The organism is Streptomyces sp. SID486 (genome assembly GCF_009865385.1).
Lineage (GTDB): Bacteria > Actinomycetota > Actinomycetes > Streptomycetales > Streptomycetaceae > Streptomyces.
The window spans coordinates 15,642-28,664 of record NZ_WWJT01000683.1; the positions used below are offsets into that span (position 1 = coordinate 15,642).

The window sequence follows — 13,023 nt, forward strand, 5'->3', positions numbered from 1 at the left end:
GGTTCCTCACTTCTTGCGCTGGCTGTAGACGACACCGGCGAGTGACAGCGCGCCGCCGACCACCGCCAGCCACGGCGGTGTCTCGTCCAGGATCAGCCAGGCGAGGGTCACCGCGATCGGGGGGGAGAGGTAGGTGAGCGCGCCCATCTTCCCCGCGGTGGAGCGGGCCAGCGCGTACCCCCAGGTGGTGAAGGCGACCGAGGTGGGGAAGACCCCGAGGTACAGCGTCCAGCCGATCGCCTCGCCGCTCGCGTGCGACAGGTTGCCGATCAGCTGGGGCAGGAACGGCAGGCAGAGCACCGCGCCGACGACACAGGCCAGCCAGGTGATCACGAGCGCCGAACTGTTGGCCAGCAGCGGCTTCTCGGTGACCACGCCGCCCGCGTAGGCCGCGGCGGCCAGCAGGGCCAGCGCGCTGCCCGTGCCGGCATCCAGACCCTTGCTGGAGGTCGCCAAGCCGATCAGCACCACACCGGCCAGGGCGACGATGCCGCCGACGACCAGCGGGCGCGGGAAGCCCTCCTTGAGCAGGAAGCCGGCCAGCACGGCGATCAGCACCGGACCCAGACTGATGATCATGGAGGTGGTGCCCGCGTCGATGCGCTGCTCGGCGGCGTTGAGCGCGACGTTGTAGATGCCGAACCACAGCAGGCCGCACAGGAAGAGCCGGGGCAGGTCGGAGCGGGGCGGCAGCGGGACCTTCCGGACCAGCACGACGGCACCCAGCAGCACGGCACCGATGAACAGCCGCGCCAGCGTGAGGGCTCCGGGATCGAGGTCCTTGCCGGCCGCGCGGATACCGATGAACGCGGAAGCCCACAGGAAGACGGTGAGCACCCCGGCCGCGACCGCGAGGGGTGGCGTGCCCGAGGACGGGGCGGGTGTGTCCGGTGAAGCGGTCCCCTGATTGGCTTGCGCAGAGGTCACGGATGTTCACTTCCTTGTCGGTCTACGGGGACGGTTCGCTCGGATGTGGCCAGGGCCGCCGCCAGCCGCTGTGCGACCTCGGCGACGTGGGGCGGGCGCAGCAGGGTGAAGTGGTTGCCGGGGAGCGTCGCCTCCTCGCGGACACCGCCCCGGGTCTGCCGTGCCCAGGAGGTGCGCTGTGCGCGCAGCCGGTCGCGGGCCCACCAGAGCGTGAGCGGGGCGTCGACGACCGACGGCCGATGGGCCAGCACCAGGCGCTCGTGCCGCTCGGCCAGTTCCGCCTGCCGCAGCAGGGCCTCGGAGGGCAGCACCCGCGCGCCGCGCTCCTCCGCCCAGGAGACCAGCAGCTTCAGGCGTTCCGGCAACGGCAGTCCGCGCAGCCGGTCGCGCAGCGCCGCGGTGTTCTCGGCGGTGACGTCGAGCCGGGGCAGGGCATCGGCCAGGGCGACGGCCGGCGCGAGCAGCGGGTCGGGTTCGCCGCTCCCGGGGACGGCGGAGTCGAGCAGCGCGACCAGCGCGACCCGCTCACCCGCGGCCTCCAGGCCGGCGGCCACCTCGACCGCCAGGGCGCCGCCCATGGACCAGCCCGCGAGGTGGTACGGCCCGTTCGGCCGGCGTTCCCGGACGACGTCGACGTACCGGGCGGCCATCGCGGCGAGGCTGTCGGCCTCGGCCTCGCCGGACAGCGCACGGGACCGGACGCCCAGCACCTCCCGCCCCGCGGGCAGCAGCGTGACCAGCTGCCGGTACGCCATCACGTCCCCGCCCGCGGGGTGCAGCAGGAAGAGCGGCGCGGGCGTGACCGGGGCGCGGAGCGACAGGATCAGCGAGTGCTCGGAACCGGCCGAGACCAGCTCGGCGAAGCGGGCCACCGTGGGTGCCTCGAACAGCGCGGTGAGGGGCAGCCGCACCCCGAAACGCCGGGCCACCGCCGCCATGAGGCGCGCCGCGAGCAGGGAGTGGCCGCCCAGTTCGAAGAAGTCGTCGTCGAGCCCGATCGTGTCCGCCTCGCGCCCGAGGAGTTCGGCCCACAGGCCGGCGACTGTGCGCTGGAGACCGGTCCGGGCCGTGCGGTCCGGGGCGCCGGTGGCCCGGGCCGGACCGGGCGCGGGCAGCGCCGCGCGGTCGAGCTTGCCGTTGGCGGTCACGGGCAGGGCGGACAGCGGTACGAAGACGGGCGGCACCATGTAGTCCGGCAGGGTGCGTTCCAGGAAGGCGCGCAGCTCCCGCGGCTCGGGCGGCCCACCGCCGGCCACCGGTACGACGTACGCCACCAGGCGGTCGTCCGCCAGGCGCACCGCGGCGGCCTGTACGGACGGGTGGGCGGCCAGCCGGGTCTCGATCTCGCCGAGTTCGACGCGGTAGCCGCGCAGTTTGACCTGGCCGTCGGCGCGGCCGATGAACTCCAGCGCACCGTCCGGCCTCTGGCGCACCAGGTCGCCGGTGCGGTACAGCCGGCCGCCGGGCCGGCGGGGGTCGGGCACGAACCGCCGCGCGGTCAGTTCTTCGCGGCCCCGGTAGCCGGCCGCGAGCTGCACGCCGCCGATGTGCAGTTCCCCGGGGATGCCGGGGGGCAGCGGGGCCAGCCGGTCGTCGAGCACGTCCAGCGTGGTGTTGGCGACCGGGCGGCCGATGGGCACGGGGCCGGCGGCGTCCTCGGGGCCGCACTGCCACGCCGACACGTCGACGGATGCCTCGGTGGGGCCGTACAGGTTGTGCAACCGGACGCCGGGCGGCGGGAAGACCTCGAAGAACCGCCCCACGAGGTCCGGCGGCAGCGCCTCGCCGCTGGCGATCACGCGCCGGAGGGAACCGCAGGAGGACGCCGCCGGGTCGGCGAGGAAGACCCGCAGCATGGACGGCACGAAGTGCACGGTCGTCACCGACTCGCGGCGGATCACCTCGGCCAGGTAGCCGGGGTCCTGGTGGCCGCCCGGGCGGGCGACGACCAGGCGCGCGCCGTTCATCAGCGGCCAGAAGAACTCCCACACGGACACGTCGAACGTGTACGGCGTCTTCTGCAGGACCGTGTCGGCCGCGGTGAGGGTGTACGCCTCCTGCATCCACAGCAGGCGGTTGCAGATGCCCCGGTGGGTGAGCACGGCGCACTTGGGGGTGCCCGTGGATCCGGAGGTGTAGATGAGGTAGGCCGGCTGGCCGGGATCCACCACGGCCTCGGGGCCCGCGTCCCCCGGTTCCGTCCGCGCCAGGTCGCCGGCGCCGACCCGCAGGGCCGGGACGTCGCCGGGGACGTCGTCCGGGGAGCCGCCGGTGAGCACCAGCCGGGCACCGGCGTCGGTCAGCATGAACGCCGTGCGCTCGGCGGGCGCGGCCGGGTCGACCGGGAGGTAGGCCCCGCCCGCCTTGAGGACCGCGAGCAGGCTGACGACCAGCTCCAGGGAGCGCTCCACGTGCACGGCCACCGTCGTACCGGGTGTCCAGCGGTCGTCCCCGACGGTCCGGCGGATCCGCCGGGCCAGCCGGCCGGCCGCCGAGTCCAGCTCCGCGTACGTGAGCGCGCGGTCCTCGAAGACGAGGGCGGTCGAGCCGGGGGTACGGCGCGCCTGTCGCTCGATGTGCGCGTGCAGCGGTGTCCCGAGGTCGTAGGGCCGGGCGGTGTCGTTCCAGGAGTCGAGCTGCTTCAGTTCGTCGTCGGACAGCATCCGCGGGGCCGAGACCGCCTCGTCGGGGCCGGTCAGCAGGGCGTCGAGCAGGGCGAGGTAGTGGTCCGCCGTGCGTTCGCGCCGGATGTCGTCGAAGCAGGCGGTGTTGAAGTCGAAGTCGAGCACGAAGCGGGGCGGGGCGGTGGCGTCCGGGCGCAGTTCACGCACCTGGAGGGTGAGCCGGTCGGGGGAGTGGCCGGTGTCGAGGAGGTCGAAGCCGACCGTGCCGGCGAAGCCCTCGAAGACCGCGTTCTGGTAGTTGAGGTAGACGTCGTAGAGGCGGGCGCCGCCGCGGTGCCGGGGCACGTGGTCCTGGTGGCGGGCCGCTTCGAGGAAGGCCCGCTGCGTCTCCCGGGCGAGGAGCCGCAGCGGGGTGTCGCCGGTGACCCGCACCTGCAGCGGGAGGACGTTCATGAACAGGCCGGCCGTGCCGCGGAACTCCGCCGGCCGGTTCGCGAACGGCGTTCCGATCCGCAGGAGTTCGCCGCCGCCGATGCGGTGGAGGTAGGCGAAGAGGGCGGCGGCGAAGGTGACGGCGGCCGAGGCGTGGCCCTCCGCGCGGGCGAACCCGGCGATGCGTGCGCTGCGTTCGGCGCCGAGGTCGAGCGTGAGCCGGGCGGTGCGGGTCGTGCCGGCCACGTCGTCCTCCCGGCCGTAGAACGCCAGCCGCTCGACGGGTTCGGCCAGCGTTCTGCGCCAGTGCCGTTCGGCCCGGTCGCGGCGGCCGGAGCCGTGCGACGCCCGCTCGTGGTCGACGTACCGCTGGAACGGCGGCAGGGGCGTGGCGGTGTCGAGGATTCCCTGCCGGTCGAGGTCGTAGTACTCGGACAGGGTGCGCAGGAACAGGGACATCGACCAGGCGTCGGACACCAGGTGATCGACGTCGAGGTACCAGGCGTACGCGGTGCCGCCCAGTCGGAGCAGGGCGGAGTCGAAGACACGGCGTTCGGGGTCGAGCCCGCGCGCGCTGCGCCGTCGTGCCCAGCGCAGGGCGGCCTCGCGCGGGTCGGGTTCGCCGGTGAGGTCCACCAGGGGCACCGGTGCGGGCACGCTCTCGGTCACCCGCCGCAGCGGGACGCCGTCGACCTCGTGGAAGGTGCTGCGCAGTGCGTCGCTGTGGTCCACCAGGCGCTGGAAGGCACGCTGGAAGCGGTCGTGGTCGAGGGCGGCCGTGATGGTGTAGAGAGCGGTGACGTTCTCGTAGTACAGCCGTACGTCCCCGGACGTCTTCTTGCCGAACCAGAGCGCTAGTTGACTATCCGTCAGGTTGGTCTCCGGTGCCCGCCCGCCCGTCACGGCGATCGCTTCCGGCGTGTGCACGGCCCGGCGCACCACGTCCTGGAACTGATCGGCCCACCGGGAGACGGTGCCGGCGTCGAACAGGTCGGTACGGTACTCGAAGCAGCCGAGCAGCTCGCCGTCCTGCTCGCGCAGGTGCAGGCTGAGATCGAGCGGCGAGACACCGAGGTCGAAGTCGTCCGGAGCGGCCGGTGTGACGGTCAGCCGGCCCGCCCGCCGGCCTTCGGTGACGGCGGGCTGGAGCGAGAACGCGGTCTGGCGGAGCACCGTACGGCCCGCCGGCCGGGGCGGATTCGTCTCCCGCACGATGTCCCCGAACGGCATGTCGTGCGCCAGCGCACCGCTGAGCACCTCAGCCGCGTGCCGGGCCGTCTGGGCGAACGTCCCGCCGGGGCGCAGCCGTAACCGCAGCGGCAGGGTGTTCACGAACAGACCGATCAGCCCCTCCTCACCGGCGCCCCGGCGTTCGTCCACCGGAGCGCCGACGACGATGTCCAGGGCGCCGGTGATCCGGTGCAGCGTGACGGCGTACGCTGCGAGCAGGAGGCCGTACACGGTGGCCCGGTCGCGTCCGGCCGCCACGCGCAGCTCCTGGTGCAGGGCGGCGGGGAACCGGAAACCGTGGCGGGCGCCCTGGGCGGACTCCCGCGCGGGACGCGGCCGGTCGGTGGGGAGTTCGAGGACCGGGAGGGTGCCGGACAGCTCGGCGCGCCAGTAGGCGGCCGACCGCTCGTGGTCCGCCCGGCCGGGGTGCCCTCCGGCGGCCTCGGGGACGGGCGGCGGCGGCAGCGGGGACGGCCCCCCGTGGCGGAGCGCCTCGTAGAGCGCGCCGAGTTCCGCGGTGAAGACGCCCATCGAGCGGCCGTCGCAGACGAGATGGTGCGCGACGACGGTCAGGACGTGCCGCTCGGCGTCCAGCCGGTAGAGCGCGAAGCGGACCAGCGGGGCCCGGTCCAGCTCGAACGGGCGCCTGCCGTGTTCCGCGTGCAGGGCGCGCGCCCGGTGCTCCCGCTCCGGCGCCGGCAGGTCGCGCAGGTCCACGACGGTGAGTTCGGCCGGCCGGGCCGTGACGACGTGCCGGACGGGGCGGCCGTCGCGCTCGTGGAAGGCGGTGCGCAGCGACTCGTGCCGTGCGGTGATCCCGGTGAGGGCGGCGCGCAGCACCTCGACGTCGAGCGGTCCCGTCAGGTGCAGGGCGGCACACAGGTGCTGGGCCGGGCTGCCGGGGGCCAGGCGCTGCAGCAGCCACAGCCGGTGCTGCGCGTCACTGACGGCGGAGGGGTCGGCGGTCCGGCCGGCGGCCGCGGCCGAGCGCCGCCGCAGCTGGGCCATGACGCGTGCGCGCTCCGGCCCGGACAGCTCCGCCAGGCGCCCCAGCAGGTCACTCACGAAGCCGCCTCCGCCACCCGCTGCAGGATGTCGTCGATGTTCGAGTGCGTCTCCAGCAGGGCCGCGATCCACCGCTCCAGACCGAAGGCGACACATCCCGTGTAGGCGGCCCGGCCGTCGGCCAGCGAGATGCCGCAGCGCTCTCCGAAGAAGTTGCGGTGGAAGTTCAGCGATCCGATGGCCAGTTCGCCCGCGTGCACGAACTCCTCCTTGACCGGGAAGAGCTGCGCCAGCAGGGCGCGTCCGCCGCCCTTCTCGAAGAAGGGGTCCGACGCCGGCTGGACCGCCAGTGCCAGTCCCAGCCGGGCGGCGAACTCCACCACCTTGGACCGGAAGGCGGCCAGATGGTCGAGGACGGCCTCCCGGGGCCCCAGGCACACGATCTCCCGCATGGTGAACCCGTGCAGCCGGCGCAGCCCGTCGTAGTGGTCCTCGTTGCGGAAGCACTTGGCGACGGTGGTGACCAGGCGGGGTGCGGTGAGGGTGGCGGAGCGGTGGTGCAGGTAGACGTTGTAGCAGGCCGCGGAGACCAGCCCGTACCGGCTCTCGCCCAGCCGGTCGGCGGGCAGCGCCCCGCCGTCCTCCACCTCCTGCGCCGGGAGCTTCAACGGGGCTGTCATCAAGGCCAGTTGGGGGAAGTTCTCGAAGTAGTCGATGGCGGCCAGGTCCGCGGTGCCGATGACCGTGGGGAACAGCATCGGGGCGGCGCCGCACTGGCCGGCCCAGTCCTGGAAGCGCGCGTCCAGCAGGTCCATGAGGCGGACGAGTTCCGGGCCGAGAAAGACGAGTCCGCCGCGCGCCGTGTAGAGGTCACTCATGGCTCACCGCGTCCGCGCCGGGGGAGCCCGCCAGAACCGTGTCGCGTATGCCGCGCAGGGTCCGGAACGCGACGACGTTCTCCGCGGTCAGTTCCAGTTCCCGGCCCGCCAGTTCCTCCAGCAGGAGCAGCAGCTGGGGGAAGTCCAGGGAGTCGATGAGACGGCTGTCGATGAGGTCCTCGTCCCAGCCGACGGTGGTGACCTCCGGATTGCGCGCCAGCAGCCACGACCGCACCTGCTCGATCACGTCAGATCCCATCAGGCCGCAGCCCCCTGGAACGGGGATTCGCTGATGATCTCCTGGCTCACCAGGAACCGGGTGATGCGTTTGAAGAACGTCTCGTGGTAGGCGATCCGGGCGGGGTCGCTCAGCAGGTCCTCGCGGAAGGCGAACGCCTCGCCGATCCCCGCGTCCCGGTACACCGCCGGGTTGTACAGCGACTGCACGCTCGCGGTGATGTACCGCCGCAGGTAGAGGTCGAGGCGCTCGCGCAGCTCCCGGTCACCGCGGGCCCGCAGGGGTTCGTACAGGAGTCCGGTGAGCTTGCGGCCCATGATGATGTGCCGCCACTCGTCGTCGTGGTGGACCTGGTTGACCTCCCGGATCAGGGGGTGCAGCAGCGTGTCGCGGCCCATCCGGATGTTGAAGTGGTCGACCAGCTCCTCGAAGACGAGGATGCGGGCGAAGACGAGGAAGCTGGCGACGGCGGCGTCCTCCTCGGCCGTGGCGACCGGGAGCGACTTGTCCGGGTAGATCTTGCCGCCGTAGCGCAGACAGAACTGCGCGAAGAACCACATGTGCCCGTTCTCCTCGCCCAGGAAGCGGTGGAAGAACTCCGAGGGCAGCTCGAAGCCCCGGGTGTGGATGCGCCGGGTCACCTCGATGAGCAGCTCGCGTATGCCGTGGATGTTGAGGCTGAAGAAGTTGATGCTCTCCCACTTGCTCAGCCGCATCAGCGTCTTGTCGTCCAGCTCCTGAGCGTGTCGCGTGCCCGCCACGGTGAGCAGGTCGGGTGTCATCCACCACTGCTCCTCGGCGAGTTCGTCGACCCAGTCGAAGCGCGTGTAGGGGCTGTAGTGGTGGTCGGTCGAGTCGGCCACCAGTTTGTCCAGCGTTTCCACCACGTCCGTGGTATCCATGTGCTCCCCTGCCGGGATCAGCGTGCGTCGGGAACGGTGAGCCCTCGTCGAAGGCGTGTGTGCGCTGTTCAGCTGTTGTCGCTCCGCGCGATCAGGCCGGTGACCTGTTCGTCGTCGACGGTGAGCGGTCTGCTCTCCAGCAGCCCGGCCAGCTTCGCGACCGTCGAAGCCTGGAAGAGGTCGCCGGCCGTGACGCGCACCGGAAGCTCCGCCTCGATGCGTACGGCGAGCTGGGCGAGGAGCAGCGACTGCGCGCCCGAGGCGAAGAAGTCGTCGTGGATCCCGACCTCGTCCTCGCCGAGCAGCTCCGCCCAGACACCGGCGATCAGCGTCTCCAGGGGCGTCCGCGGCGGGTCGGGGACCTGGGCGCCGGGCGCCGTGACGCCCGCGGGCCGCCAGCCGCCGATCCGCGACAGGGCACCCGACAGGTGCGCCTCCCGTGTCGCGCGCCGCTGGATCTTTCCGCTGGAGGTCTTGGGGATGGTGCGGGGCGGTATGAGGACCAGTTCGTGGACGTCGGCCTCGCACTCCTCGCGCACCGCCCGGCGGGCGGCGAGGGCGACGGCCTCGGTGTCCGCGCCGTCCGCGACCTCGCACACCACGACCAGCCGCTCCTCGCCGTCCACGGGGACGGTGAAGGCCGCCGCGCAGCCGGGCCGCAGGGCGGGGTGACTGCGCTCGGCGGCGCCCTCCACGTCGTGCGGGTACACGTTGCGGCCCCGCAGGATGAGCAGGTCCTTCAGCCGGCCCGTGACGGCGAGCGCCCCCTCCTCGTCCTGCGCGCCGAGGTCGCCGGTGCGCAGATACGGCCCGCGCCCGTCCGGCAGGGTGGCGCCGAACAGCGCCGTGCTCTCGGTGGGGCGGCCCCAGTAGCCCGGGGAGACACTGGGGCCGGCCACCCAGACCTCTCCGACCTGCCCGGCGCCGGCCGGCGCGAGGGTGGCGGTGTCCACCACGACGACGGACTGGTCACCGCGGGCCGTGCCGCAGGCGATCCTGGACACGCCCTCGACCGGGAACCGGCGGACGCTGTGGCCGACCGGGTCGGCGGTGACCAGCAGGGTCGCCTCCGCCAGGCCGTAGCTGGGGCGGAAGGCGTCGGGCCCGAAGCCGGCGGGGGCGAACCGCTCGGTGAACCGCTCGACCGTCTCCACACGCACCGGCTCCGCGCCGTTGACCGCCGCACGCCACGAGGACAGGTCGAGCGACGCCCGCTGGGCGTCGTCGATCTTTCGCAGGCACAGTTCGTATCCGAAATTCGGGGAGGGGCTGATCGTGCCCCCGTGGACGGAGATTGCTTTCAGCCAGCGGTAGGGCTTCTGGAGGAAATGCAGAGGAGACATCAGAACGCCAGGAAAACCCCCGTAAAGGGGCTCCAGTATGGCGCCGATAAGTCCCATGTCGTGATACGGAGGAAGCCAGCTGACCATGACGTCCCGGGCGGCTCCGGCAAACGACTCGTAGATGGCCCGCAGATTGTGGACGAGGTTCGCGTGGGTCAGCATGACACCGCGCGGAAGGCGGGTCGAGCCGGAGGTGTACTGGAGAAAGGCGAGGTCTTCCGGTGTCGCGGCGACGGGATCGGCGGCGCTGCCGGGCACGCTCGGCGCGCCCGCCCCCGCAGCGCCGGTGCCGGGTGCGTCGGGCGCGATCCACTCCAGCGGCGCGTCCAGCGCGGACCGGGTCAGCGGCAGCAGGTCCTTCGTGGTCAGCGCGATGCTCGCGCCCGCGTCGGCGACGATGGCGTTGAGCCGGCCGAGGCCGCGCGCGTCCTGCGGCGGGTAGGCCGGCACGGCCACGACGCCCGCGAGCAGACATCCGAAGAACGCGGTGACGTAGTCGAGGCCCGGCGGGAAGAGGAGCAGCGCCCGCTCACCCGGCTCGTGCCCCGCACGCAGCGCGCCGGCCACCTCGGCGGCAGCGGCGTACAGGTGCCGGTAACTGATCTCTCGTGCGTCGTCCTCACCGTCGGCGAGGAAAACATACGCGGTGCCGTGGGGATTCTCTAATGCTCTGTCCCGGAGTACATGAACAAGAGTAGGAGGCGCCGGCGACGAAAATGCGGGCATACTGACCGCCCCTCCGGACGTGATAAGACCGTTTCGTTCAGCTACCTGCTGGCCGCACGAGGGGCCACACTAAAACCAGGTTCAGGCCGCGTCAATCCGATGGCCGAGGCCGCGCGCAGCGGTCGCCGATATCCTGCCACTCCCGTCGGCATTTAGATCATGCTCGGGCATTGCGCGAATGTTTCGCGGTCCGGCCGGGTGCGTCGTACCGCCTTCCGGAGCGACCCGTGGCTGCGCGGGTGCGGCATGCCGTTCCCGCAGGCAGGGCCGACGGCGTGCGGCGACGGCACAGGCGCCGCCCCGCTCGCCACGCCGCCTCCGCGTCCCTCATGGGGCCCACGCGCGTGGCCGTACGCACGTCGCACCTGCGTTCGGGCCATGACTGAAACACGACAGGAGGCCCAGGGGTTTCGGCCCCTTGTCCGGATGTGCGGGTCACCCCGCCTCGCGGACACGGCACGGACCTGGCCAGGGCGACCACGCGCAGACCCCGTCGCGACGGCGCTCGTTCTCCCGGCGGACACCGGGCGCACACATGGCCGACGAGCCGGTGGCCCGCACGGCGCGAGCCCCTCCGCGGCAGGGGGCGCCGGCGGGGCCGCGCCGTCTACAGATCTCCCCGCTCGCACACCTGGCGGGCGACCTCCCGCAGTTTGACGTTCCGCTCCTGCGAGTAGCGGCGCAGCACGGCGAACGCCTGGTCCTCGGTGAGTCCGCGGCTGCCCATGAGGATGCCCATGGCCTCACCGATCGTGTGTCGGGTGGCGACGGCCTGCTGCATCTGGGCGTGGGTGCGCGCGCTGGAGAACGCGACCGCCGCGTGGGAGGCCAGCAGCCAGCCGGCCGTCTCGCTGATCTCGGTGAACGCACCGGGGCTGCGCGAGTAGCAGTTCAGCGCACCGAGATCCTCGTCCTCGGTGTACAGCAGGAACCCCATCATGCTGCCCAGCCCGAGATCCCTGGCCCCGGAGGTGAAAGCGGCCCAGCGGGGCTGTCCGGCCGTGAAGTCGAAGATGCGGAACACGTGCTCGCCCGCCCGGCCGCGAGCGGCGTCGAAACAGGGGCCCTCGCGCAGGCGTTCCTGGAGCCGGTCGCTCTCGACGACCACCTGGTCGGTCGGGGCCAGTGTCTCCACCGTCAGCCCGCGCAGGACCAGGATGCCGGCCGCGTCGCACCCCTCCACCAGCTCCGTCGCCGCCGACGTGATGCTCCGCAGCGTGTCCGCGACCGAGGTCTGTGCCAGCAGCGACCGCGCCATGGAAGCCATCTCCTGCGCGAACCCACGCCAGTCCATGAGGTGCTCCGTCCCGCCCGCCGGCCTTCCTCCCGCCACACTCTCACGCACAGCGCACGCCACGCCCGCCGCCTCGACGCACGCCACGCCCGCCGCCTCGACGGTGGTGACCTCCGCGAGGGTGCTCACGAGGTTCCTGGGGCCCACCCCAGGAGGCAGAGCCTGGTCGGCGGGCCCGGCCCTGGTCCATGCTGACCGTGCTCGCCCTGCTCGCCCTGACCGCCCTGACCGCCCTGCTGACCGTGCTCGCCCTGCTCGCCCTGACCGCCCTGCCCGCCCTGCTGACCCTGCCCGTCGTGCTCATCCTGCCGTTGCCCCTGCGCTTTCCCGGGAGACCCATATGCCCAAGCCCCGCTTCGCCGTCCTCGGCGCCGGCAGCATCGGCTGTCACCTCGGCGGCCACCTCGCCGCCGCCGGGCACGACGTGGCGTTCATAGGCCGGCCGGCCGCCATGGACGTCCTGCGCGAGCGGGGACTCACCCTCAGTGCCTCCTTCCGGCCGTCCGTCCACCTCGCCCCGGACCGGCTCACGGCCGCCGACGGTCCCGAGGCCGCCGCGGGCGCCGACTACGTGCTGGTCACCGTGAAGAGCGCCGGGACCGAGGCCGCGGCCAGGGATCTCGCCCCCCGTCTCGCCCCCGGCGCCGTCGTGGTCAGCTTCCAGAACGGGCTGCGCAACACCGCCGTCCTGCGCGCCGCGCTCCCCGGCCACACCGTGCTCGCCGGGATGGTGCCCTACAACGTGGTCCGGTCCGGCCCGGGCACCGTGCACCAGGGCATGCCGGGCAGGCTCATGACGGAGCCCGACGACCTGCTCGGCGCCGCCTTCCGGGCGGCGGGCCTGGCCATCGAGGCCCGCACCGACATGTCCGAAGTGCAGCACGCCAAACTGCTGATGAACCTCAACAACGCGATCAACGCCCTCTCCGGGCTGCCGTTGCGCGAGCAGCTCGGCCGGCGGGCGTACCGGCGCTGTCTCGCCCTGTGCCAGCGCGAGGCGCTCGCCGTCTACCGCGCCGCCGGGGTCGTGCCCGCCCGCCTCGGTCCCGCCGCACCCGGCGTCACCCCCTACGTGCTGGGGCTGTCCGACCCCCTGTTCCGCCGGGTGGCGGCGGCCACCCTGCGGATCGACGCCCACGCGCGCTCCTCGATGTGGGAGGACCTCCGGCGCGGCCGGCCCACCGAGATCGACTCGCTCCAGGGCGAGATCGTCGCGCTCGCCGCCGCCCACGGACGCACCGCCCCCGCGAACGCGCGCCTGGTGGCCCTGGTGCACGAGGCGGAGGCCGCGCCGCGCACCTGGAGCGGGCCCGAGCTGTACGCCGAGCTGCGCGCGGCAGGCTGAACCGCGCCCGGACCGAGCCCACCCCGCCCGCGACGGCCCTCCGGAGAGCCGGACCCGCCGTCCACCACCCGCACCCGCC

Annotated in this window: 9 protein-coding genes; 2 read left to right on the plus strand and 7 right to left on the minus strand. The window is 73.1% G+C overall.

The window, feature by feature from the left end; all coding sequences use genetic code 11:
- Positions 1-6: 6 nt before the first annotated feature.
- From GT045_RS40780 to GT045_RS31700, 7 genes are all read right to left on the minus strand, one after another.
- The gene (locus GT045_RS40780; protein ID WP_161290252.1) at positions 7-927 is read right to left on the minus strand and encodes a DMT family transporter; all 921 of its coding nucleotides are present in this window, start codon (positions 925-927) and stop codon (positions 7-9) included.
- A complete protein-coding gene (locus GT045_RS31675) occupies positions 924-6,278 on the minus strand; it encodes a non-ribosomal peptide synthetase (protein WP_161336284.1) in 5,355 nt (1,784 codons plus the stop codon). The genes GT045_RS40780 and GT045_RS31675 overlap by 4 nt, the downstream gene beginning before the upstream one ends.
- Positions 6,275-7,096: an aminoacyl--tRNA ligase-related protein gene (locus GT045_RS31680; protein ID WP_161336285.1), complete on the minus strand. Its 822-nt coding sequence runs from the start codon at positions 7,094-7,096 to the stop codon at positions 6,275-6,277. Before GT045_RS31680 ends, GT045_RS31675 begins: the two co-directional genes overlap by 4 nt.
- On the minus strand, positions 7,089-7,355 hold the full coding sequence (locus GT045_RS31685) for an acyl carrier protein (protein WP_161336286.1): 267 nt from the start codon (positions 7,353-7,355) through the stop codon (positions 7,089-7,091). The genes GT045_RS31680 and GT045_RS31685 overlap by 8 nt, the downstream gene beginning before the upstream one ends.
- Positions 7,355-8,236, minus strand: a complete 882-nt coding sequence (locus GT045_RS31690) for a diiron oxygenase (protein ID WP_161336287.1) — start codon at positions 8,234-8,236, stop codon at positions 7,355-7,357. Before GT045_RS31690 ends, GT045_RS31685 begins: the two co-directional genes overlap by 1 nt.
- 68 nt (positions 8,237-8,304) lie before the next feature.
- A complete protein-coding gene (locus GT045_RS31695; RefSeq protein WP_161336288.1) occupies positions 8,305-10,305 on the minus strand; it encodes an AMP-binding protein in 2,001 nt (666 codons plus the stop codon).
- Between the two features lie 607 nt (positions 10,306-10,912).
- Positions 10,913-11,599, minus strand: coding sequence for a GAF and ANTAR domain-containing protein (locus GT045_RS31700; protein WP_161336291.1), 687 nt, complete (start codon positions 11,597-11,599; stop codon positions 10,913-10,915).
- A 188-nt stretch (positions 11,600-11,787) separates the two neighbouring features.
- On the opposite strand from GT045_RS31700, the gene GT045_RS31705 reads away from it, so the two are divergent.
- The gene (locus tag GT045_RS31705; protein ID WP_161336289.1) at positions 11,788-12,036 is read left to right on the plus strand and encodes a hypothetical protein; all 249 of its coding nucleotides are present in this window, start codon (positions 11,788-11,790) and stop codon (positions 12,034-12,036) included.
- Positions 11,940-12,944 carry a 2-dehydropantoate 2-reductase gene (locus GT045_RS31710; RefSeq protein WP_161336290.1) on the plus strand — a complete coding sequence of 335 codons (1,005 nt, stop codon included), beginning with the start codon at positions 11,940-11,942 and terminating at the stop codon, positions 12,942-12,944. Before GT045_RS31705 ends, GT045_RS31710 begins: the two co-directional genes overlap by 97 nt.
- Positions 12,945-13,023 lie beyond the last annotated feature (79 nt).

Coding starts and splice junctions, on each gene's coding strand:
- GT045_RS31705 (WP_161336289.1), top strand. CDS start 11,788: ATGCTGACCGTGCTCGCCCTGCTCGCCCTGACCGCCCTGACCGCCCTG.
- GT045_RS31695 (WP_161336288.1), bottom strand. CDS start 10,305: ATGCCCGCATTTTCGTCGCCGGCGCCTCCTACTCTTGTTCATGTACTC.
- GT045_RS31685 (WP_161336286.1), bottom strand. CDS start 7,355: ATGGGATCTGACGTGATCGAGCAGGTGCGGTCGTGGCTGCTGGCGCGC.
- GT045_RS31700 (WP_161336291.1), bottom strand. CDS start 11,599: ATGGACTGGCGTGGGTTCGCGCAGGAGATGGCTTCCATGGCGCGGTCG.
- GT045_RS31710 (WP_161336290.1), top strand. CDS start 11,940: ATGCCCAAGCCCCGCTTCGCCGTCCTCGGCGCCGGCAGCATCGGCTGT.
- GT045_RS31690 (WP_161336287.1), bottom strand. CDS start 8,236: ATGGATACCACGGACGTGGTGGAAACGCTGGACAAACTGGTGGCCGAC.
- GT045_RS31680 (WP_161336285.1), bottom strand. CDS start 7,096: ATGAGTGACCTCTACACGGCGCGCGGCGGACTCGTCTTTCTCGGCCCG.